This is a genomic window from Achromobacter spanius (assembly GCF_029637605.1).
Classification (GTDB): domain Bacteria; phylum Pseudomonadota; class Gammaproteobacteria; order Burkholderiales; family Burkholderiaceae_B; genus Achromobacter; species Achromobacter spanius_E.
The window spans coordinates 6,349,732-6,370,647 of record NZ_CP121261.1 but is presented as its reverse complement, the minus strand read 5'-3'; the positions used below and the strand labels follow the sequence as shown (position 1 = coordinate 6,370,647).

The window sequence follows — 20,916 nt, the reverse complement described above, 5'->3', positions numbered from 1 at the left end:
CACCAGCTACTGGCCCGACCAACTCTGAATCAGAAGTTCGCGCCTGGGCACGCCAGCGCCCCCGGCCACCGTGTACCGGATGTCCAGGACGTGCATGGGAAACCCGGCGAACGCTTTCCGCATTTCCGGATGATCGTTGACGCTGACTAGCGCTCGGCCTTTCATCGCCCGCATGATGTCCGCCATCGCGGCATATTGCTCAAGCCCGAACTCGACGCCGTAGCCTGCGGTGGCCCAATAAGGCGGATCCATATAGAAGAGCGTGTGCGGCCGGTCGTATCGCTTCACGCAATCCAGCCACGGCAAATGCTCGATGAAGATGCGCGCGAGGCGCAAATGCGACGCTGACAGTGTTTCTTCCAAGCGCAGCAGGTTCAGACCTGGCGGGGAAGTCGTCGCCGTGCCGAACGTCATGCCCTCCAGCTTGCCGCTGAAGCAGTTCTGCATGAGGTAATAGAACCGTGCCGCCCGCTGAATGTCGGTCAGCGTTTCGGGCCGGGTCTCTTTCTGCCACTTAAACATCTGCCGGCTGGACAGTGCCCATTTGAACTGACGCACGAACTCTTCTAGGTGATGCTGCACCACGCGGTACAGGTTGACCAGGTCGCCGTTGATATCGTTAAGAACCTCAACCTTGGCCGGCTCGGGCCTGGCGAACAGCAGGGCCGCGCCCCCGGCGAAGGGTTCGACGTAGCAGGAATGTTTCGGGAAAAAGGGAAGAATCTTGTCAGCCAGGCGGCGCTTGCCACCCAGCCAGGGAATGATCGGTTTTGCCACTTGTGAACGTCCATGTAAACTGACCGCCGCCTGTACAGGTGGGACGGCCTTGGGTCGATCACGGCTCACTCCGTGTTTCGGCTGTCAGCTGGGGAACTCGCGATTCTCCGGCTGTCGCCGTCTTCTATAGCTGTAATGCAAAAGCCCCGAACGGAACTCCGTCTCGGGGCTTTGTTGTATGAGAAGTAGGCAGAGGGCATCGGGTCCTCGCCCGGCTGTGCGCTTGGCCAAATCAACCGAGGGTTCTTGACTCGCGCTGATATACACTCGGCCGATAAACTGAGGTCATCAGCCGATCACGACACCTGAAGGCAACCGCAGTGCTTGCATTCCGAATACCCCGCCGCTACGAACTGGAGCCACAGCTCATGGGCCACGCCGCCCCTCGCACAACAAAATTTCTGGTGGAAGTAATTGGAGACCTAGAGACGGTCAACGGCATTTGTTCCAGATGTCCAGAGGGCATTTCCCTTGAAGAGAATTTTGGGGGCTGGGAGCCAACTTCAAATCCGTTGATCCAAGTGTTCCTTGTCGCGCATCAAGACTTGGGAGCGGATACGGCGGCGCTCCTGTTCGCCTTGGCCTTAGAAGACCTGCCCGCGCGAGGCGGCACCTCTTTGTGGGTGCTCGTAACCGTGGGCATCGACGTCGAACTGGCAACCATTGAAGACCATTTCCGTCGTATCGCTGAGTGCAACTGGGTAGACATTCGGTACTCAACGGCGCCAGGCCCCGTCATCCAAGTCAAGACCACAAATATGACCGCGCTTTTAAAAGGCGCGGCAGCGAGCAGTCGGCAGGATCAATAAGGGTCTTGCGATGGCAGCGAGAAACGCAAAGTTCCTCGCGGAATTTTGCATGAAACAGGGATTGCCCTTGCTGCCGCCCCGCTGTGACGATGGATGTGGGCTAAAGGTGTATTGACCCACCGGCTGGATAGTGTCCCAATCAAGGCGCTGAACTCGGCAAGCCACGTCAATGGAGTCGCGCCATGCAAACGGTCTACACAAAGCGTCCTACGGTGTTGATTGCGGTAAGCCCAGACGGCACCACCTTTGTTATCGAGCGTCGATGCCGATCGCTCCCATGCGATGATGGCGAGCAGGCATTCTTCTATTGCTGCTTGCAGGACGGAAGCGCCGTATCCTGGATGGGCGAGAACTACTACCAGTTAGCGGACGGTACAACGCTACTCGCCGTTGCATGCCGCCTCACAACGCCCGGGGACAGCAATCTGGAGCGGGCTGCGGGAATCGAACCCGCGTGAGCGGCGTGGAAGGCCGCAGCCTGACCATTCGGCCAAGCCCGCTGGTTGCGCGGCTGGGATTCGAACCCAGGGACTCCTCAGTATCGGGTGCGCGCCCCACTGCGAAGCCTCTAGCGGCATCACCCTTTGGCCGGCCTTTCGGCAACTCTCGGGCACCGCGCAAAAAGCAAAAGCCCGCTGCTTTCGCTGGCAGGCTAACTTAATCAAACAGCTAGCTTGCCGCTTGGCACGCTAAAAGTTCCTTATCAGTAATCTTCCACTTATCTGCACCGTCGATCTGAACGTCTTCGAGGACGCACTCGTCGCCATCCTCATCTACAACACGAACATCCCATTTGCCCCGTGTCACACCGGTCAAAGTAAGAGAATCGCCTTTTTGGAGCACATCAGATTCCAAGTGGTCTTCGCCCCAGCTTTTTTGCTTTGCCGGTGAAAAATAGATCTCGTGAATTTCCCAGGATGACTGGTTGACAAATACCACGTCCGCAGCAGATGCCATTATGGGAAAATATGCCAATGCTGCAACTGCGAAATGCCGAGCTTTCATTCGTTCACCTAGTTGACGTTGTTCGTAAGCCCCGCGCAATTTGCTGTGCGGAGTTACCTTAACAGTATGCACTCAACTCTAACAAAACATTACGTCGTTGGGCATCCCTGAAATTAGGGAGCAAGAAACGCAAGCAAGGCAATCGAGAAATGAAAAGCCCGCTGCATTCGGTGGCGGGCATTTAAGCCAAAACGGCTGTCAATCGGAAGATATAGCACCGACTATGGAAGCCTCGATACGATGAACGAGACTTCGTTTTGATGGTTAGGGTATCGACTATTTTGGAGCGCGGCGAAGTCTTTCTTGGAGATTCGGTGACGGTAAGCGTCGTGCAACTCAACCATAAACTGGTTCGCCTCGGCTTCCGTATCGATGGGCATGCGCTTGTAGTTCGGGTCTGCCTTGATCTGGTCCACTAAACCGTTAAACCAAGTATAGAAGGGCTTGTCGTCCACTGCCGCCGCAACGCGGGGGTCAGTATTTGTCGCACACCCCTGTATCGCAGGCACAACCAGCACGCACGCTAGCAGGGCGGCGCGCCCGAACTTGCTTACTTTCATTTTCATGCTCACATCCCGAGGAATTCCAAGTAGGAGCATTGAAGATACTTCGATATGAGCGCGGCCAGAAGAAAAAAAAAGCCAGGCACCAATGAAAAAACCCGCTGCTTTCGCTGGCGGGCTTTCTATGTACGCACTTATTCAAAGTGACTAAACAGAGCGAAATTTAGCAGAGAAAATTCAACCTCGCAAGATCTCAATCACAAAGGCCTTTTGCCGACAGCAGGTCCGCCGCATGCTCCATCGCCAGCGCTTCGACGCCCTTCTGGCCTGCGCCACGTTCACCGCCCTTGTGTTTCGTGGTGCGAGTGCCGTAGAGCCAAAGCTTGATCTTGCCGTTGTGATTGGTCGCCGTGGCAGCGCTCACGCCTGCACGTTCGGCGGCCTCCGACAGCTTCAGGTCCTTGCCAAAGTAACGCGCCACAATCGCGTCACGCAGCACACGCGGTGTCGGATGCGCCGACATGGCACCGCACGCAGCCGCGTCAGAGATTTCGCGTACCGCCGCGAGCCAATCATGCCGATCAACGGTGCCCTGGCAGCATTTGCAGCGGTCCGTTCGGGGCGCAAAGCGTGCAACTAGGATGGCGCGGTACAGGCGGGGCAGCGGATCCAGCGCCCCGAAGACAAAGGCGGCCTGCCCTGCCCCGTCAGTGCCACCCAAGCCCTTACCCTCTGACGGCGCCTGCGCCATGCGAGCCATCATGGGCTTGTCATACACTTGGTCGGTGTGGTTATAGGCGAAGGTCAGCGCCGCATGAGCGGTTGCAAACAGTCGGCTGGGTTTCGCCTCTACGACCGGGGTCGAAGCCAGGCGGGAAAGGGTCAAGGTGGTCATCAGTAAATCCCCGGAGAAAAAGTCACTTTCGCGGGCAGCATTTCCCGCATCCATTGCATTGCTACATCCCAGCCCATCGTGACGGTGTGCCGCCCCGGACGGGAAAAATCTTCGGGTTCACGTCGTGGGCGTCAACCATGACCGATTCGCCACGCGCCCCCGTTTGCCTGTAGATCAGCACCGGTACGCCCTGTTCGCCGGCCTGCTGTTGCGCTTGGCGCCACCATGTGGGCAGGCAAAGCGTGTTGGCGTGCTTGCATTCGATGCTGATCCGCGCGAAGGCTGGATCGTCCGCCACCACATCGCTATCACCGACCGCGTTGCGCACGCGCCGCCGCCACACCTTGCCGGTCGCCTCTGTCAGCATGTTGGCAACCTTGCGCTCATACGATGCGCCCTTATTGCGTGCCATTGCTCCACTCATGCCGCTTTCCTCCGTTTGGCGAACTGTCGCCTTACCTCTTGGCCCAAGTACTTTTGGGCTTCGATACCGCGCTTCCTGCCAACCAGATTCAGATAGGGAACCCGACGGTCGAACGGAAGGGATAGGACATGGCGGGCCTCACATTGCAGGCGCCATGACTCGCTGCTGGTTTTGCTCGCGCTGTTCGTCATATGGCTCTACTCATCCATCAGGCTGTAGCGCACGCCCCTGGCAACAGGCCGATTCCCGAATGCTTGACCCTGGGCCAGGCTCTGAAACTTCGTCCGCTCCCCGATGTATTGCAGCCCGACGGTTCCACGGTCCACCTGGCGGCCAGCGCCAATGATGATTTCCGCAACGCCACTATCCGGACTGTCGGCGTTGTAGACCTCATCCCGATACACGAACAGGATGGCGTCACAATCCTGCTCAATCGCCCCCGAATCCCGAAGGTCAGACGGCATCGGGCGCTTATTGGGGCGTTTCTCAAGATCGCGATTTAGTTGCGACAGCAGAACAATCCCAATGTCCAATTCCATCGCCAGCGCCTTCAGGCCGCGCGTGATCCCCTCGATTTCCGCGTTTCGGTTCGGCCCTTCGCCGCGCATCAGTTGCAGGTAGTCGATCACCAGAAGGTTCAGGCCATGTTTTCGCTTGATCTGCCGGGCCTTCAGGCGCACGTCCATCAGGCTCAAATTGCCCTGGTCTTCCAGCCACAGGCCCAGCGATTCGATGTGCTTGCACGCTGCCGTCAGCCCCTCGTAGTCGGACTGCAACATCAGCTTGGGTTGCAGTAAGCGAGGGATCGGCACGCCCCCGAGAATCGCCACATTGCGAGTGTGCAATTGCCGCTTGGGCATTTCCATCGACAGCAACAGGACATTCCCGCCATTGGCAACATGCAGGCCGATGTTGAGCGCGAGCGCCGTTTTTCCCATCTTCGGCCGACCGGCGATCACAATCAGGTCGCCGCCACGAATGCCGCCAGCCAGCTTTGCGTCCAAGTCCGGATAGCCGGTAGACATGACGCCGGCAGTTTCATCATCGGCGTGCAGTTCCAGATATTCCACAAAGTTAATCAGGTCATCGCCTGCCCTGACCGGCTCAGACTGGCGGGTTGCGCCTTCGGCCAAGCTTTCCAGCCCGGCCTGGGCCTGGTCGATCAAGGCCGCTGCGCCGATTGCTCCAGAAGCCCGCACGGCGTCAATGGTGTCGTGCGCCAGCTCCAGCAAGCCGCGCTGTTGCGCACGGTCGCGGACCGTCGCCGCGTACTGGGCAATGTTGGCGGCGCTCGGGGTATTGGCAACGATGTCGCTCAGGTACTCCAGCCCGCCCGCGTCGGCCCCCTTGGCCCGGATGCGGTCTGCCAGGGTGATGACGTCCGCCCCCACTCCCTGCCCGATCATCGCCAGAATCTCGCCGTACATCACCCGGTGATCCGCCCGATAGAAATGCTCCACCCGCAGGTCGCCCAGCCTGTCGATGGCGTTGTTGTCGATCAACAAACCGCCGATGACGCCCTGCTCGGAGTCGGTGGCCTGGGGAACAAGCACGTCGGTCATTGCTCCGCCCCCTTGACGACGTTCTCAGCCTGGACACCCTTGGTGGTCAAGGCAAAGGCGCCGGTGGCCTTGTCGGCAAACCAGATGCCGTACCAGTTGCCCTGCACGCAGTTCAGGAACGCCCGCCGCCAGTCCGTGTACCGCTTGCCCTCGGCCGTGCCACCCGGAAGGTGCCGCCGCTTGAACTCGGCCCAGCACAGGTTCACGAACTCCGCTGGCAGCTTGGCTTGTTCGCAGTAGTCCAGCACCGGCTGGTAATCACCGATGACCTTCTCGCCGTTGGCTTGGCAGGCATCGACGAACGTCTTGAACGAAACGGCGTTCTTTTTCCGGCCACGACCTGAAGCCCCCTCTGGGGGTCTGGGGGAATCTTTTAATGACGGTTCTTCTTTAGGTTCTATGACGGTTCTGGGTGCGGCATTCGCACCTCTGAGGTGCGAATCCTGCGGGGGTGGAGGTGCGGGATTTGCGGGGGTGCGAAATTCGCGGGGGTGCAAATCGTGCGGGGGTGCGAATCTTGCGGGGGTGCGAATTTCGCGGGGGTGCGAATCTTGCGGGGGTGCGAATTTCGCGGGGGTGATGGTGTACACCGTGGACCGGCCTGTCCGCCTGGAGACGCTGATAGCGCCATACTTGATCAGCCACTTGATGGCGTCCTGGACCGTCCGCTCACCAGCGCAGGTGCGCATCACGATGTAAGCGACGGAGGGCCAGCACACGCCCTCATCGTTCGCGTTATCCGCCATGCTCATCAATACAGCCTTCTGAGCTGGCGTTTTGGTCTGTAGCGGCCAGCAGGCCGACATTACGATGGTGCTCATAGGGTCGATGCCCCTCCATACAAATTCTGATAGCCGGCTTCGGCTTCAGCGGGCCATTTACCCAAGTCCATGATTCGCTGGCGCGTAAGACGCAAGCCAGGGATGAAATAGCTCAGCTTCATTTCTCTCGGAGCCTTGGACTGGTCCAGGAAGAAGTGGCAACCGCCGCAGGCGAACGCGATGGCCCAGTCATGAGCCTTGATGCCCTTCCCCTTGCCGTCTCGCGTCCGATTCGAATGGGCCGATACCGTGCTTTCAGTTCCGCCCCAGCAGTAGCTGGGAACCCGCGTGAGGCATTCCTCGCCCTTGGCAAGCGCCAACAGCGCGGGGTTGCGATAGACGGTCTTGGGCTTCTTCTTGCGCTTCTTGCGCGCCTTCATGGCGGCACGGGGCGGAGGCATTGGGGTGGTCCGAATCGGCGCAGCACGCATCATCGGCGTGGCGCTGCGCTTCATGGGCGTCTTGTTCTTGAGCGGGGTGCGGCGCATCAACGACATTCCGCCCCCGATGCAGCTTTGACCCGCCACCAGTACGGGAACTTCCAGCCGTTTGTGTGGCGCTTGACCAGGCCGGTCTGAGTCGCATCGAACAGGAACGATTCAACCGCGCGGGCCGCAGCAACAGCACGCGACGTGCTGGGCCACGGGTCCACCGGCACCAGGGCGGGCTGAACGATTTCCTGTAGCGCCTTGATATCGACCCGGCGCGGGGTGTCGATGATGGCTTGCTTGACTGCTTCCACCGTCTCAGGCGGCACGCGGTAGCCTCGGAACATGTGCAGGCAGTCAGCCATAGATGCCGCTCCACTTCACAAACGGCTTGCGGATGGCTTCATGAAAGAGCGTGGCCGCGCCGGCGTTGTGGTCCAGGTCCGCGCGGCTGGTAATGCCGCACATATCGCGCACATACTGCGCGGCGTGCTGCTGGGCCGACACGCCATCGGGGGCGGCGCCAACGCGGGATTCAACCCACCGCTGAAACTTCGCGCCGTTGCACATCATTGCAGCCGCGCGCGACAGCGCCGCCCCCTTACGCTCCGTGGACGCGATACGCGCCCGCACGGGTACACCAGAAGTTCCACGGTGCATCATTGTTCGGCCATCCCTTCCAGGCGCGTGTTGATTTCGCCCACCGCCGACATAACGCCAGCGCCGGCCTCACGGATCTTGGTCAATTCCTGCCGGTCTACGCCGCCATCGGCCAAGGCCTTGTGGATCTCCTGGCCGTAAACGCCGCTCGCCACCATGAAGCCCACCACCTGCTCAAGCACCGACATGTCGCTTTCGGCCTGGCAGTGACTCGGAGCCTTCACCAGCAAAAAGCCGTGAGAGTGCGCCAGCGCCGAAAGGATGCGGAAGTCGGCTGTCATACGCATCAGACGGTCAGCCTCGGCCAAGGTCAGATGGTGCGTGGTGTTGTTGGGATTGACCTTGTTGCGCAGCACTGCTGCCGAAATGCCGACCAGCGGCCCCAGCGACTCGCTGCCGCCCTTGTATTCATGAACCGTCAAATCGGCCGCAGTGGTGATGTTCATTTCTTGATTTCCTGAACGTATCTATTGCGAAGCAGCGGCTTTACGATGCGCTGCATGGAAAACGACTTTCAGCAATCCAATGGTCCGATCTGCACACGGTCGTCCGGGTTGGGGAGTGGCGTTAACGGTTGGGTAGGGGTGGGTTCGTTACTGGTGTCCACGTGCAGCCTCCTTGAGTTCGGGCCAAACGCGATCCCAGCCGTCCGGCCAAAGATCACGGCGGCTGACAACGGCACCGGTCGCCCGCTCGATTGCTACGCAGCGTTCAGGCGAGATGGGCGATTGCCCGGATGCCATCTGCGATAGATAAGAAGGCGAGACGCCAATTGCCTTAGCTAAGGTCGCCGCTGTGCCACGTGGGCTAGTGCTGATATAGGTCTTAAGGTCCATGCCCAAGTTTAGTGAGAACTAAACCGTAAGGTCAAGTGTTTACTAATTTAGTGTCCTATAAACTTTCGCCATGACCATCCAAGAAATTCGACGGGCGAATCTTCGTGCGTGGGTGCAGCAAAACGGCGCGCCCAGCAAGGAGAAGAGCTACTTCTCACAAGTCCTATCCGGCACGGCCCCCATTGGGGAACGTGCCGCGCGCAGGCTTGAGCGGGATTACCGGATGGGCGAGGGATTTTTAGATACGCCGCCCCACCACGGCGACAGCAAGCCCATCCCAGACGCGAACCCGCCCTCAACATGGCCATTTGAGTCCATCGCAGAGGCTGAAGTCCGTGCGTTGCCGCCGACACAACTCAGTGCGCTTGAGGGCGCCATTGCACTCGCTATCGCGCAACTGAAGCTGGGCATAAACGTAGTCCCTCCGGCGCAACCGCGCCCCCAGCCCGCAACGCGCGGCGCACTGGTCGATATGGGTGCGGCCGACGATCCGTTCCCTATGCGTATCGGCGGGGCGCAGGCTGCTCCCTGGGAAGGCGGTCACACAACACTGCAAGCCAAACGCGATAGCAGAATTCGAATCAGCACCCAAACGGGTGTGGTCGCTAACGTGGGGCCGGGAGAGCCGCGTGCCGTCAATGACAAGTTCGAAAAAGTGCCGGAAATGGCTGACGTTCGTTTGGCGGCGGGCGACGGCATCGAGAACCTCGCGGAAGAGGAAACCGGCACGGTTCAATTCCGGCGGTCTTTCCTCCGGTCGATCGGCGCTGGCGCAGGTAAGGCCCGCGTCGTCTACGCCAAGGGCGACAGCATGGAGCCGATCATTCGGGATGGGGCTGCGCTGTTGGTGGTGCCAAACGAAAACCTGGCACTGCAAGACATAGCGGCCGGCGGCGTCTATGCCATCAACTACGACGGCAAGATGATCGTGAAGACCGTGACCCGAGATCGGTTGACGAAGAGCTGGGTAGCTCGTTCATTTAATCCGACATACCCGGATATACCCCTTGAAAATGGGACTTCGGTACGGGTTCTAGGTCAAGTCGTCTGGGCTGGAGCAAGACTGCGTGACGACGAAGCCGGCCAATGGATGCGGACTTAATCCACCATACAAGGGATAGCCCCCTCGCTGCAGCCCCCAAAACGATCTCTCGGTAATGAGCTATGCTCTCTCTGTACGATTTGGTTACGCACACAAATTAATAGAGAGAGAGATCGATGCCGGCTTTTCGTGTCGCAGTTTTGTCCCTAGCTCTTCTTGGCGGATGCACAAGCCTCCCAACCCCTGAGCAAATTAGCACCGCGGACTACGGTCAATATCCCGAGAATTACGAGGCGATAGTCAAGGGGTTCTACAACATGGCGCTGAAAGATCCCGAGTCCGCAAGGTACGGCAATATCTCGACCCCATACAGAGCCTATCTCGGCTCTCGAGTAGGCGAAACCAAGTACGGATGGCTTACCTGCGCATCAGTGAATGCCAAGAACTCTTTTGGTGGATACACCGGATACTCCACGGACGCCCTTCTGATCAAAAACGGCGCAGTAATCCAGTACGTGCCTAAAGGCAACTGGTGGGGCAAGCAAGTCTGCTAGGGCTCGCCCCTTAACCTGCCCTCCCCACATTTAAATGAAGCCACCGTCTGGTGGCTTTTTTTGTGCTGCCCACCGTCGCCCGACGCTGGCGTCAGTAGCGCCCCCCTCACCGCAGTTGAACGGCCGCTTTGGTCTAGCCCCGTGCTGCCCTCAAGTTTAGTATTTACTTGACTTTGTGTTTAGTACTTACTAATATCGCCTTAAGCCAGTTTTGGCCACGCAAAACCCCACGGACCCGCAGGCAGCAGTCAGGCCATCGCCTCAAGCGGGAGACGTCACCGCCACAAAGTCGGACTGGGGAAGGCGAGAACCCGCTCTTTAACAACTTAGGCCGCCCGCCCCCGAGAAGGGAGGACGGGCGAAACAGGACAACCAGGCGCCAGCGCGCCCCGGACCCTGTGTGCATGGGCCACCGCGCCCAGGCAACGCCCAGCCGGGCGTGGCGACGATAACCCCGGCACAAAGCTTGTATAAGAAATGGAAGCCGCCGTCGCGCGAAGGCAACACCGCGCGACGGTCGGTTGCACAAACAGCATGGTTTTCCAGAAACCAAAGATGCAAAGCGGCGATGGCGCACCGCCATTGTTAGACTACGTTTACATACACACGCCGCACAGTGACTGCAAAAGTGCCCGCAACACGCAAGACCACTACCCGCCCCCGACTACTGTTGTCGCTGCGCCAAGCGCTTGTTCTGCTGGGCTTAGCATGCTCGTTGCCGGCTGTCCTAGTCGCGTCTCTGACAGTGCACGAAGACTTTCGCTTGAGAAAGGAGCGGGTCTACCAAGAAACTGTGTCGATTGCTCGGAGCATCAGAGTCGATTGGGAGCGGGAGATTCACGGAGTGACGGCCGGACTGCAAGTCCTCGCGGCTTCAGAAGAACTGTATCGTGGCGACCTGCAGACTTTTCACGCGAAGGCGCGCCAGATTGCTCAATTGCAGGACGTCGATAGCTACACCCTTATTGATAGTAGCCGCATGCAAGTCTTGAATACAAGGCACGATGCTGCTCGCCCAGCGGTACGCGCCTCGGTCCCCGAGGAAATGCTAAATCGTGTGTTCTCGTACCGCTCCGTGGCACAAACCGATTTATTCAGAACGCCCACAAACCGCTACCTAGTCGCGATCAGCGTTCCTGTTGTCATCAACGACGATGTACGTTACAGCTTACAGGCGGGTATTAGCCCTGACATCGCGGGCAAAGTATTACGTCGGCAGGCTCTCGGGCAAGGTTGGGTGGCCGCATTGCTCGACTCGCAAGGCATCATCGCGGGCCGTACGCGCGATGAAGAACGATTCATAGGGCAACCCGCAGTATCGTTACTCCGTAGCGCCGTCATGGCACGGTCGGAAGACACATTGGAAAGCACTACCAAAGAGGGAATCTCGGTTTTTACCGCGTTCACGCATACGATGGACGGCAAGTGGACTGTCGTTGTTGGCGCGCCAACCAACGTACTCTTGGATGAGCTTACGGCCGCTTTAATCAAAGTTATCCTGGCTGGCGCCACAATTATAGGTCTAGGCGTGGCGCTGGCAGTTTGGATGGCTCATGCAATAGAAAGATCCATTGCTGCGCTTATTGAACCGGCCGTCGACCTAGGGCGAGGGGGGGCCTTCGTGGCCCCTCCAACGCACTTTGTAGAAACCGCAGCACTCGGAGCGGCGCTGACAGAAACTTCGCATATGCTGGCCCGCGCTCAACAAATGGCCTATCACGACCCCCTTACAGGGTTGTGCAATCGAGTTTTGTTCGCAGAGCTCGCAAACCAGGCTTTGGCAGCCGCGACCAGAGCAAGCCGCCCGGTAGCCTTCCTCGCCATTGATCTGGATAACTTCAAAGACGTCAACGATACCCGAGGACATGCCGTGGGCGATGCCGTGCTGAAAACTGTCGCACGACGCATGAGAAGTGCATTCCGCGCAGCGGACGTCATAGCCCGATTCGGCGGTGACGAGTTCTTCGTTTTGATGGACGATGCGAACGCGGAAAATGCTCTGTCCGTGGGAAACAGCTTGGTCAAGTCACTTTCCGAACAATATCCGGGGGTGACCGTATCGGTGGGCGCGTCCGTAGGCATCTCGGTTTTTCCCGCAGACGGGATCGACCTAACTTCGCTCCTCGCGGAAGCAGATGCAGCCCTTTATGCCGCGAAGCGCGCAGGCCGAGGCCGAGCATTGCACCGCGCGACACTCCGTTAGGATCGCCAGAATAAAGAGTCCCCGACTCATACCAATCGCGCGCGATATGGCGAATGCAAGATGCCCACGAGTAGCGGGGCAAAACCGCCGAATATGTCTCGGCCATTGACGACCCGCCAACCAATATAAGAACAGGACCCGCACCTGGGTGCCGTGCGGTCACTCTGCCGATATTTGGTTTAAGCCCCCCCGCTGCGTAGCCGTCAGCCACTGCATCCCGGTTGCCGGCTCATGCCCCGCGTGCGGGATGGCGCTGAACCCACCGGGTACCCAGCGCCAGCGTAATGCCAACAACGGCACCGACAGATAGCCCCAGATACAGTTGGAGCGGGCCATAGTGTCTTGCAAACGCAAAACCCACCAGCCCGCCACAGACCAATCCACTGATTATCAGCCGTGGAAACGTGTTCACAGCCTTCCGCGTCCAATAAACCCACAGTCCAAGAACAACGACGGCCATTGGGAGATAAATGATAACGGTGGCAGACGTCAGGGCAACAGCAGAAAGCCATGGCTCCGTGCCGGGCTGCTTGCCCCAATACCACGTCAATGAGTAGCCCGCCCAGACGATATAGCTGGAAAACGGAGCCAGCATAAAAACAAGTATCACTCTAGCGAACACTAAAGACATATCAGTCTCCTAGCGCATCGTTCAATCTTGCCGACTCAGCTTAGCTTAAATCAGAAGCCTGGACCGTCCGCATTACAGTTCCGCCAGCCACATCGCGCCCGTCAAAACCCGTCGCATGTAACAGTCCCGGCTCATGCCCCGCGTGCGGGGTATCGGCAGGCGCTGCCTGATCCCTCATCACCCTACCCCGGAGCTTTCACCATGGTCGCAATGATCGTCCGCTTCATCGAAGAATTGATCGACGTCTTTAACTTCGGCAGCAACATCAGCAAGTAGCACCTCTCCAGCCCCGAACCGTCGGGGCGGCTTTGGAGAGCGGGTCGGCGTCGCAACATCACCGACGCTGAAAGTGACTTTCAGGGATTAACCGGGCCTCCGGCCTGCGGCGCCGCCACTGGTGGCTGCTCACCGCAATTCGCTAATGGAGCGCCTTGGGGCAGCATTGCCAAAAGGTCATGTAAGGAAGCAACAGCATGCTCGTCCGACTCTAGCACTCTAGGGAAATAGTCCTCGAGCGCTTGCCGCGCGAGTTCAAAGGCGTCGTGCGTTTGTTGACATGGATTTAACGTCAATGAAACTTGGGCTGCCATATAGCTTCGAGCCAGATCAGAGTTGCAGTCTATCGTTTTCAGCAAACCCTCCATGAGCGCATAGCAACGAACTATTGTTTTGCGAAGGGATGCACTTTCGATGGCTGATAACTTTGCCAGGACGCTGTGATAAACCGGAAAAGAATTTCCCGGCAGAAGCCAATAACAAGCAAGAAACTCCTTCTCCTTAGCCTCATAGATTTTGGGTTGAATTAGTGCTCGATACTGCTCGTACCGCACCTCCAGTTCATCCCGGATGGACGTCAATGTTCGTCGTAGATCTTCCGCCTCTCGATCACGGGCATGCGAGAGTTCTAGTTGGTGCTGTCGAGCGGGAACCCAAATAGCAATCCCCAGGGCAAATAATGCTCCTACTGCCTGCACCCAGGCTGGCGCGGAATCCGATTGCAAAATCGAGCGGCCCCATGGCGAGAACGCAAAGCCGCCCAAGAGCATAGCCATTAAAACGGTCAACGTCGCCCAGTCATACCACTTGAAGTTCTTCATACGCGGCCCCTTGGATAAATCTGCCGCGCATCGTATCCCAACACTTCCATTACGTCAGCATGCCCCCAAGCATCCCCGCCATCTGGTGGGGCCTGGCCCTGCTCGCCTTGGCGGCGGTGGCCCTGGTCCCCGCCTGCGAATACCTCAACCGCCGCTATGTCGCGGCAGATCCCTGGAAAGCAACATGAACGCAATCACTGCAACCGCGCCTGCCGCGCGCCGCCGCAAGCTGCTGTCCATCACGCAAGCGACGTGCAGGCTGACCAACTTCATTGCTCCGCGTGACCACGCAGGCCGGGGCAATTGGAACAAGGACGCGGACATTCCCCGCGTGTGGGCATGGGCCGCTGGCATCGGCTTCGCGGCGTTCGTTCTCTTCGGCCGCCAGATCCTCGGCTGGCTCTTGAGCTTCGCGATATGAACGGAATCGATTTTGTGGTGCGCGACCGCGCCGGGTGGTCGCCCCCGGTCACGCCCCCTGCACCATTCCTCCATCCCGAATTCGAAACACCGACGCCGCCCCCAAAGGGCCACCCGTTGGGTGACGAACACATCGATTACATCAACGCCATGCGCGGCTTCGTCAGCGTCTATGACCTGGCGGCGCAGTTCCACGTCTCGCGCGGAACCATCTGCAACATCTGGAAGGGCGTGCGCAATGCCGGACGCGCGATCAACCGCCAATCCCCCGACCGTGCGCCCGCCAGCCGGCCGCAAACACCCTAAATCAGAGCAACGAAATGGCAAAGAAATCTAAAGACGTCTACGGTGCGGATGGCCAAAGCAATCTGCTCACCTTCGATCCGGCCAAGCTGACGCTGGTCACTGACGAATCCAGCCCCCTCTATGACCCCCGCGTGAATCTACCCATAGATGAGGCGATGGCCCGCAACATCGACTACCAGGGCGTAATCGAACCCATCGGCGTGTCGAAAAACCCGGAGACCGGCGAAACCGAAGTGGTGTTCGGACGTCAGCGGGTCAAGGCCGCCATCCTCGCCAACACGTGGCGACGTGAGCGCGGAGTTGCAGAGCGCCTGGTCCCTGGCATCGTCTACAACGGCAAGCGCCAGGATGCGCTCGATGCCATCGTTAGCGAAAACGAAGCCCGCACCGCCGACACGCCTCTCGGCCGTGCCGAGAAAATGCGGCGACACCTGGCGCTTGGAAAAGGCGAGGATCAAATCGCCGTCATCTACAACTGCACGGTGACGACGGTGCGCGACACGCTGGCGTTGCTGGACTGCCCCAAGGTCGTACAGAACGCCGTCGAAGCGGGCCAGATAACGCTAACGCACGTTAAAGCCCTGGCGAAGCTGGCGCCCGACGAACAGCGCGCGAAGGTGTCCGAACTGGTCGCCGCCGGCCAGGGTGCCAAGCCCCACGAACGAAGCCGCAAGCAAGCCGCCATTATGGGAGATCGCCCCCGCCTCAAATCCCGCAAAGAAATCCAGGCCGAGTTGACGCAAGCCACCGGAGAATATGCGGCGGCATTGCGCTGGGTGCTGGGACAGGGCGAGGGGGACGCCGCATGACCCCCACATGCAAGCCCGTCCAGCAACCGATCATCGGCTGGTACTGCGAGGGCACATTCGCCGCCCTCTTCACTGATTCCGTGTCCGTAGCGAAACGCTGGATGGAAATCGGCTCAAAAGTGTCTGCGGTCGTGCGGCAAGGTGATGCCGCAGCGACTTGCGCCGCCCGCGCCCCCGATCCCGGCCCCACTGCGGTACAGCAATCCCTGTCCGAACTTACCCCGGGCCTTATCGACATTCTCGGCCGCCCGAACTTCACATGCATCCGGTTGGCCCAGCTGCTGCGCTTATCAGGCGTCGAAATCGCCAAGAAAGCCGAGGCCGAACAGGCCACGGTCATCCACTATCTACTGGGCTTCTATCTGAAGCACGGCAACCAGTGGGCCGAGAAGGCGGACGAAGACTTGGAGCGGCGCCGCCTTGCGGTTGTTGCCGCCCAGCAGGGCAAAGGAAACGCGCAATGAAAAACTTCATCCGCTACATGGCACTGCATATCGCCGCCTTTACTGTGCAGTGCATTCTGGTTGTTTACTGCCTGGCATACGCCGAATACGTGATGGCGGTGCTATTCAGCATCGCGGCCATCTGCTCAGCCGCACTCGGGCGCATTGCATGGAAGAACTACCGCGCCTTCATCGCCGACGGTCGAATTCAGCCCGCCCCCGTCCAACGCGATGGGGATGGGTACTGGACACATCCGGCGTTCCCCTCGTTCGACGAAGGGCAAAGCGATGCCGCTACCGCCTGGTACAAGTCTCAGCGGCTTGAAACTTGCATCGCCTACCTCGAAAGCGAAGATGGTGGCCACCCAGCATGCGTCAGCTACTGGGGTAATGAAGACGCCGGCATTGACATAAGCGCATGGCAGCCGCCCAAGCCGAAAGGCTGGGGGTGGTTCATCCTCTCTATCCACGATACAGAAGACTGGGGGCCGGTCTGCGTTTGGGTTCGACACGCCGCCGCCCAGCAGTCCCAGCGGAAGGAAGCGTGATGCGATTCCTGAGCGTGTGCAGCGGCATTGAGGCGGCAAGCGTGGCGTGGAACCCGCTCGGCTGGAAGGCCGTGGCCTTCAGCGAAATCGAACCGTTCCCGTCCGCCGTCCTCGCCCACCACTACCCCGATACGCCCAACTGGGGCGATATGACCAAATACAAGGAATGGCCAGATGTCGCAATTGACCTTCTTTGCGGAGGCACCCCCTGCCAGTCTTTCAGCATCGCAGGACTTCGAAAAGGACTGGATGACCCGCGTGGCAACCTCATGCTCACCTTTGGTGCCATTGCTGCAAAGTACCGCCCCAAGTGGCTGGTATGGGAGAACGTCCCCGGCGTCTTGTCGAGCAACAAGGGCAAAGATTTTGGAACCTTCCTCGGGATGCTGGGCGAACTCGGGTATGGGTTCGCCTACCGAATTCTTGACGCTCAGTTCTTTGGAGTACCCCAGCGACGCCGCCGTGTGTTCGTTGTCGGATGTCTTGGAGACTGGAGAAGTGCCGCAGCGGTTCTTTTTGAGCGCCACGGCTTGTCGGGGAATCCTGCGCCGAGCAGAAAAACGCGGCAAGGTACTGCCCCCACCCTTAGCGCTTGCGCTCAAGGCGGTGGCGGACTCGGAACCGATTTCGATTGCGACGGGGGACTGATCGCGGGAACGCTCCAGGCGAACGGGAAGGCGGCAGGAAGCGCCACTCAACAAGATGCCGAATCGGGTCTTCTGATCGCGCGTTGCCTCACCCGCGGCTCTGGTGGCGGCCAGCGCTACGACGCAGAATCGGAAACTCTGATCGCGCACACGTTGCTGGGCAAGTCAAACTCTTCGCATGCGGCAGACCAAGACACCTACATCACCCATAGCTTGCGGGGTGAGGGTTTCGACGCTAGCGAGGACGGCACGGGCCGCGGCACACCACTTGTCGCAATGCCCGCTATCGCCTTCGACTGCAAGAGTAGCGGCCAGAATGGCTTCGGGATCGGCATTGAGGTTGCAGGCACCCAGCGCGCTATGGCGCACTCTAACAGCCACACAAACGGCGGTGGGCATCAAGCCGTTGCTGTGGCCCTGCGCGGACGGGATGGCGGCGCAACTGCTGAACTCGGTGACGAAGTCGGGCATGCGCTGCGCGCCAGTAGCGGCGGTGGCGATAAGCCGCACGTCCTCGCATACAGCACCAAGCTGCACAACACGCAGAGCAATCAAGCGGGCAAGGTCTACCGAGAATACACAGCCGGGCTTGATCGGAACAGCCCACCGCCAGCCCTGCTCACCGCGATGCAGGTTCGTCGTCTGACCCCCGAAGAATGCGAGGCGTTACAGGCCTACCCTCGCGGCTACACCCGCATCCCCAACTGGAACGGCTGGCGCGCAATGGACGCCAACGAAACCCCCGAATCCTGCCGTGCCGCCGGCATGGAGGTCCGCCAGACCCAGAAGACCAATAAATGGCGCGTCCGGGACGTGGACGGCCCTAGATACAAAGCACTGGGCAATTCCTGGTGCGTGACCAATGTGCGCTGGATCGGCCAACGGATCGATCGAGTGAATAAAATCTTGGAGTCATCATGACCGACCAGAACAACGCCGCCCATGACCTCGGCACGAGCAGCGGGGGCCGCGCCTACATCGCGGAATACTTCGCCACGCAGCTGCGCCGACACGACTTCGCCCGGTACATCAACAGCACGCTCGCGGCGGATTTCGCCTGCGTCCTCGCGCAGCACCTGTCCAAGCTGCGCGCGGAGGGCGTGCAGGCGGGCGCCCCGATGATCCCGAGTGATGCGCTCGATGCGCTCCGCGATTTCAAGTTGACCGTGATTCAGGACGGGTTCCCCAAGATCGGTAAGCCGATGATCCAGCAGCTTGCGCAAGCGGGCGCGCTGGAATCGCTTGGGTTCGGAAAGCACCGCGTGACCGAGTACGGGGAATGGCTCCTGTCCTCATCCAGCACCGCCCTGGCAAGCGCCCCTGTAGCCGGGAATGCGCGTCCGGACATCATGAGCCTAAGCGGAATCTTGGCTGAGTATCGAAAGGGTTGCAGCAACACTGGCGGTGAAGGTCCGGAGAATTGCCCTGATTGCGTGCGGGCATTCGTCAGCGCCTTGGAAGCTCTGAATGTACGCCAAGCAAGCGCCGCTGTAGCCGAGCCGTATGACAGCGAAAAGCGTTGCCGCGCCTACTATGACAGCGATCTACGCCCCTTCGCCGCCGATGGCATGACCTACGATGTCTGGAAAGCGGTATGGCACGCTGCGCAGTTCGATCGGGCTATGCACCCAAACAGTTCTAAGCCGAGACCGCATAGCGTCCCTGTAGCCGGGGAGGCGCAGCCGGTAACTTTGTATCAAGCGCGCATTCGCCCGACCTGGCGCACGGATGAAAATGCCTGGTCGAAGTGGGAAGACTGCACTGCCGAGCAAGCGGCAGACTACGAGCGCGTTCCTCTGCTGCATGACTGGCAATACGAAATGCGGCGGCTCTATGCCGCGCCCCAGGCCAGCGAGGCGGTGCGAAATGAAGCGCTGTACCTGCTCCGCGAGGCGCGCGCGCTGCTGCCCATGTTCGCCACCGCTGAAGCCATCGGCAACTGGTCAGAGAAGGTGAACCGGTTCGCAGCGGGCGACGTGATCGACATTCCGCCCCAGACTGACAAGGACGGCGGGGATGCAAAAGCATGGCTCGACCTGTTCTGGAGCGTCGCCAAGGAATTGAACTGCCTACCGTCTTCATTCGTTGACGGAAACGAGCATGTGCTGCGCGCAGCTCGGCAAGCCCGCGCCGCCCTGGTCGCGCACCCCACGAGAAATTAACGGAGCCTATATGGCAGCCCCCCGCCCCGCGCAATCGCCCGCAATGGGCAAACACCAATCACGCGCCCAATTCGGCGCAAGTTCCCCCACCACAGACGTGCGGGGCGCCGCTGAATTACTGAGCGTTCACCCGAAAACCGTTCTTGGCTTGATCGACGATGCCGCCATTCCGGCCGCCAAGGTCGGCCGCGCCTACGTTATGTTGGTCAAGGACGTGATTGCCTACTTGGAAAAGATGATCGTCGTGCAGACCAGCGCCCGAATGCGAGCGCCTACCAAAGCCCAGCGGCAAGGTCCGAGCCGCGCAGGTTCGCGTAGCGCATCATCATCCGGCGGCTCTTGTGCCCAGTGATCTTCATGATCTGCGTTTCGGAAAGCTGCGTGCGCTCAAACAGCCGGCTAGTTGCCTCATGCCGCAGATCATGGAACTTCAGATCCACGCATCCCGCTTGCTCCGCGATGCCTACGAACAATTTCGATAATTTGTCACTCAGGCGCGCCAGGGCACGCTTATCTGTATCTCCATCCCACCACGGGAAGAGCAGATCATCATCACCCAGCCCACGGCTGGCAATGAAGGTCTCAAGAAGTTCCCGCGCCACACTAGAAGTCGGCACCTGGCGCTTGTCACCATTCTTCGTCTTATCCAGGAAGATCGTGCGCTTCGAAAGATCCACCTGATACACGCGCAATGTGTACATCTCACGCATTCGCATCGCAGACTCTATCGCCAGCAGGTAAAGCAGCCGCATGGCGTCCTTATCTGGGATCTCATACGGCGTTCGCTTGCGCTCAAGTACCCCGCCATCAATCACCGTCAAGAGCGCCTCATGCTCTCCCCGCTCAAGCCTCCGCTCGCGCTCGATATCCTCGCGCTTGACGCCCCCAGCCTTCGCTTGGTCTTCCGCAGTGTATTGAGCGTATCCAATGGGCAGCGACCGGAAGGGATGGTCCGGCATCGTCAGGAATCGCTTTCTCATGCCCCAGTCTGTACACCGCGCCAGCGCCCCCACCCGCGCCCGGATCGACGCCGGGGCCAGCTTCTCTACACGCTTCATGCCGGCGATCCAGTTGTCCACCCAAGCTGCGGAAATGCCGCTCAGCGGCGTCCGCCCCTCCATCCGCACGACCACGCGCAGCGCTGTCACGTCCTTGTCCGACGGGTGCGCATTACGTTGATACTCTTTGTCTAGATCTGCAATCGTGAGCACCCGGCTTTCAAGCTGGTGCTCTGCCGGAACGATTCCATTGTCGAGTAGCGTTTCAAGGCGGGCCGCGTAGGCGTCGCCTTCTTCTTCCGACGCGAAAGTCATGTAGATGGGCTTTTCCAGCAC

Annotated in this window: 28 protein-coding genes and 1 tRNA gene; 12 read left to right on the top strand and 17 right to left on the bottom strand. The window is 59.6% G+C overall.

What is annotated here, in order from left to right:
• Positions 1-6: 6 nt before the first annotated feature.
• Entirely contained in the window at positions 7-777 is a 771-nt protein-coding gene (locus tag P8T11_RS28635; protein WP_268078971.1) for a DNA adenine methylase, read from the bottom strand.
• 368 nt (positions 778-1,145) lie between these two features.
• On the opposite strand from P8T11_RS28635, the gene P8T11_RS28630 reads away from it, so the two are divergent.
• A complete protein-coding gene (locus P8T11_RS28630; RefSeq protein WP_268078972.1) occupies positions 1,146-1,586 on the top strand; it encodes a hypothetical protein in 441 nt (146 codons plus the stop codon).
• 182 nt (positions 1,587-1,768) lie between these two features.
• Positions 1,769-2,044: a hypothetical protein gene (locus tag P8T11_RS28625; RefSeq protein ID WP_268078973.1), complete on the top strand. Its 276-nt coding sequence runs from the start codon at positions 1,769-1,771 to the stop codon at positions 2,042-2,044.
• Here P8T11_RS28625 and P8T11_RS28620 read toward each other — a convergent pair.
• The 13 genes from P8T11_RS28620 to P8T11_RS28565 form a co-directional block, all read right to left on the bottom strand.
• A tRNA-Gly gene (locus P8T11_RS28620) sits at positions 2,013-2,086 on the bottom strand. The two genes, P8T11_RS28625 and P8T11_RS28620, sit on opposite strands and share 32 nt — an antisense overlap.
• A gap of 169 nt (positions 2,087-2,255) precedes the next feature.
• The gene (locus tag P8T11_RS28615; RefSeq protein WP_268078974.1) at positions 2,256-2,591 is read right to left on the bottom strand and encodes a hypothetical protein; all 336 of its coding nucleotides are present in this window, start codon (positions 2,589-2,591) and stop codon (positions 2,256-2,258) included.
• Between the two features lie 221 nt (positions 2,592-2,812).
• Entirely contained in the window at positions 2,813-3,157 is a 345-nt protein-coding gene (locus P8T11_RS28610; protein WP_259246314.1) for a hypothetical protein, read from the bottom strand.
• 190 nt (positions 3,158-3,347) lie between these two features.
• Positions 3,348-3,989 carry a hypothetical protein gene (locus P8T11_RS28605; RefSeq protein ID WP_268078975.1) on the bottom strand — a complete coding sequence of 214 codons (642 nt, stop codon included), beginning with the start codon at positions 3,987-3,989 and terminating at the stop codon, positions 3,348-3,350.
• A 61-nt stretch (positions 3,990-4,050) separates the two neighbouring features.
• The gene (locus tag P8T11_RS28600) at positions 4,051-4,401 is read right to left on the bottom strand and encodes a putative PDDEXK endonuclease (protein ID WP_278072157.1); all 351 of its coding nucleotides are present in this window, start codon (positions 4,399-4,401) and stop codon (positions 4,051-4,053) included.
• Positions 4,402-4,409: 8 nt separating this feature from the next.
• The gene (locus tag P8T11_RS29285) at positions 4,410-4,604 is read right to left on the bottom strand and encodes a DUF7696 family protein (protein WP_418910263.1); all 195 of its coding nucleotides are present in this window, start codon (positions 4,602-4,604) and stop codon (positions 4,410-4,412) included.
• A gap of 6 nt (positions 4,605-4,610) precedes the next feature.
• Complete coding sequence (locus P8T11_RS28595; protein WP_268078977.1) at positions 4,611-5,975, bottom strand: replicative DNA helicase; 1,365 nt, start codon at positions 5,973-5,975, stop codon at positions 4,611-4,613.
• Complete coding sequence (locus tag P8T11_RS28590) at positions 5,972-6,796, bottom strand: helix-turn-helix domain-containing protein (RefSeq protein ID WP_268078978.1); 825 nt, start codon at positions 6,794-6,796, stop codon at positions 5,972-5,974. The genes P8T11_RS28595 and P8T11_RS28590 overlap by 4 nt, the downstream gene beginning before the upstream one ends.
• Complete coding sequence (locus tag P8T11_RS28585) at positions 6,793-7,284, bottom strand: nuclease domain-containing protein (RefSeq protein WP_268078979.1); 492 nt, start codon at positions 7,282-7,284, stop codon at positions 6,793-6,795. Before P8T11_RS28585 ends, P8T11_RS28590 begins: the two co-directional genes overlap by 4 nt.
• Entirely contained in the window at positions 7,284-7,589 is a 306-nt protein-coding gene (locus tag P8T11_RS28580) for a hypothetical protein (protein WP_268078980.1), read from the bottom strand. The genes P8T11_RS28585 and P8T11_RS28580 overlap by 1 nt, the downstream gene beginning before the upstream one ends.
• The gene (locus tag P8T11_RS28575) at positions 7,582-7,857 is read right to left on the bottom strand and encodes a hypothetical protein (protein ID WP_268078981.1); all 276 of its coding nucleotides are present in this window, start codon (positions 7,855-7,857) and stop codon (positions 7,582-7,584) included. The genes P8T11_RS28580 and P8T11_RS28575 overlap by 8 nt, the downstream gene beginning before the upstream one ends.
• Positions 7,858-7,883: 26 nt before the next feature.
• Entirely contained in the window at positions 7,884-8,330 is a 447-nt protein-coding gene (locus P8T11_RS28570; RefSeq protein ID WP_268078982.1) for a phage regulatory CII family protein, read from the bottom strand.
• 147 nt (positions 8,331-8,477) lie between these two features.
• Complete coding sequence (locus P8T11_RS28565; RefSeq protein ID WP_268078983.1) at positions 8,478-8,720, bottom strand: transcriptional regulator; 243 nt, start codon at positions 8,718-8,720, stop codon at positions 8,478-8,480.
• A 70-nt stretch (positions 8,721-8,790) separates the two neighbouring features.
• On the opposite strand from P8T11_RS28565, the gene P8T11_RS28560 reads away from it, so the two are divergent.
• Together P8T11_RS28560 and P8T11_RS28555 are read left to right on the top strand one after the other, a co-directional pair.
• Positions 8,791-9,822, top strand: coding sequence for a S24 family peptidase (locus P8T11_RS28560; RefSeq protein ID WP_268078984.1), 1,032 nt, complete (start codon positions 8,791-8,793; stop codon positions 9,820-9,822).
• Between the two features lie 1,338 nt (positions 9,823-11,160).
• Positions 11,161-12,519: a sensor domain-containing diguanylate cyclase gene (locus tag P8T11_RS28555; RefSeq protein WP_268078985.1), complete on the top strand. Its 1,359-nt coding sequence runs from the start codon at positions 11,161-11,163 to the stop codon at positions 12,517-12,519.
• A 229-nt stretch (positions 12,520-12,748) separates the two neighbouring features.
• Here P8T11_RS28555 and P8T11_RS28550 read toward each other — a convergent pair whose 3' ends face one another.
• Together P8T11_RS28550 and P8T11_RS28545 are read right to left on the bottom strand one after the other, a co-directional pair.
• On the bottom strand, positions 12,749-13,150 hold the full coding sequence (locus tag P8T11_RS28550) for a hypothetical protein (protein WP_268078986.1): 402 nt from the start codon (positions 13,148-13,150) through the stop codon (positions 12,749-12,751).
• Positions 13,151-13,506: 356 nt separating this feature from the next.
• Positions 13,507-14,247 (bottom strand): hypothetical protein, encoded by a 741-nt coding sequence (locus P8T11_RS28545; protein WP_268078987.1) that lies wholly within the window; start codon positions 14,245-14,247, stop codon positions 13,507-13,509.
• Between the two features lie 184 nt (positions 14,248-14,431).
• Here P8T11_RS28545 and P8T11_RS28540 point away from each other — a divergent pair, with 184 nt between their 5' ends.
• From P8T11_RS28540 to P8T11_RS28505, 8 genes are read left to right on the top strand one after another with little or no spacing between them, the layout of a single operon-like run.
• Positions 14,432-14,668, top strand: a complete 237-nt coding sequence (locus P8T11_RS28540) for a hypothetical protein (protein ID WP_268078988.1) — start codon at positions 14,432-14,434, stop codon at positions 14,666-14,668.
• Complete coding sequence (locus P8T11_RS28535; RefSeq protein ID WP_268078989.1) at positions 14,665-14,973, top strand: hypothetical protein; 309 nt, start codon at positions 14,665-14,667, stop codon at positions 14,971-14,973. The genes P8T11_RS28540 and P8T11_RS28535 overlap by 4 nt, the downstream gene beginning before the upstream one ends.
• A 14-nt stretch (positions 14,974-14,987) precedes the next feature.
• A complete protein-coding gene (locus P8T11_RS28530; protein WP_268078990.1) occupies positions 14,988-15,782 on the top strand; it encodes a ParB/RepB/Spo0J family partition protein in 795 nt (264 codons plus the stop codon).
• The gene (locus P8T11_RS28525) at positions 15,779-16,246 is read left to right on the top strand and encodes a hypothetical protein (RefSeq protein WP_268078991.1); all 468 of its coding nucleotides are present in this window, start codon (positions 15,779-15,781) and stop codon (positions 16,244-16,246) included. The genes P8T11_RS28530 and P8T11_RS28525 overlap by 4 nt, the downstream gene beginning before the upstream one ends.
• Entirely contained in the window at positions 16,243-16,773 is a 531-nt protein-coding gene (locus P8T11_RS28520) for a hypothetical protein (RefSeq protein WP_268078992.1), read from the top strand. The genes P8T11_RS28525 and P8T11_RS28520 overlap by 4 nt, the downstream gene beginning before the upstream one ends.
• A complete protein-coding gene (locus P8T11_RS28515; RefSeq protein WP_268078993.1) occupies positions 16,773-18,341 on the top strand; it encodes a DNA cytosine methyltransferase in 1,569 nt (522 codons plus the stop codon). Before P8T11_RS28520 ends, P8T11_RS28515 begins: the two co-directional genes overlap by 1 nt.
• Positions 18,338-19,582 (top strand): hypothetical protein, encoded by a 1,245-nt coding sequence (locus tag P8T11_RS28510; protein ID WP_268078994.1) that lies wholly within the window; start codon positions 18,338-18,340, stop codon positions 19,580-19,582. The genes P8T11_RS28515 and P8T11_RS28510 overlap by 4 nt, the downstream gene beginning before the upstream one ends.
• The gene (locus P8T11_RS28505) at positions 19,521-19,934 is read left to right on the top strand and encodes a helix-turn-helix domain-containing protein (RefSeq protein ID WP_347404732.1); all 414 of its coding nucleotides are present in this window, start codon (positions 19,521-19,523) and stop codon (positions 19,932-19,934) included. The genes P8T11_RS28510 and P8T11_RS28505 overlap by 62 nt, the downstream gene beginning before the upstream one ends.
• Here P8T11_RS28505 and P8T11_RS28500 read toward each other — a convergent pair.
• Complete coding sequence (locus P8T11_RS28500) at positions 19,855-20,916, bottom strand: site-specific integrase (protein ID WP_268078995.1); 1,062 nt, start codon at positions 20,914-20,916, stop codon at positions 19,855-19,857. The two genes, P8T11_RS28505 and P8T11_RS28500, sit on opposite strands and share 80 nt — an antisense overlap.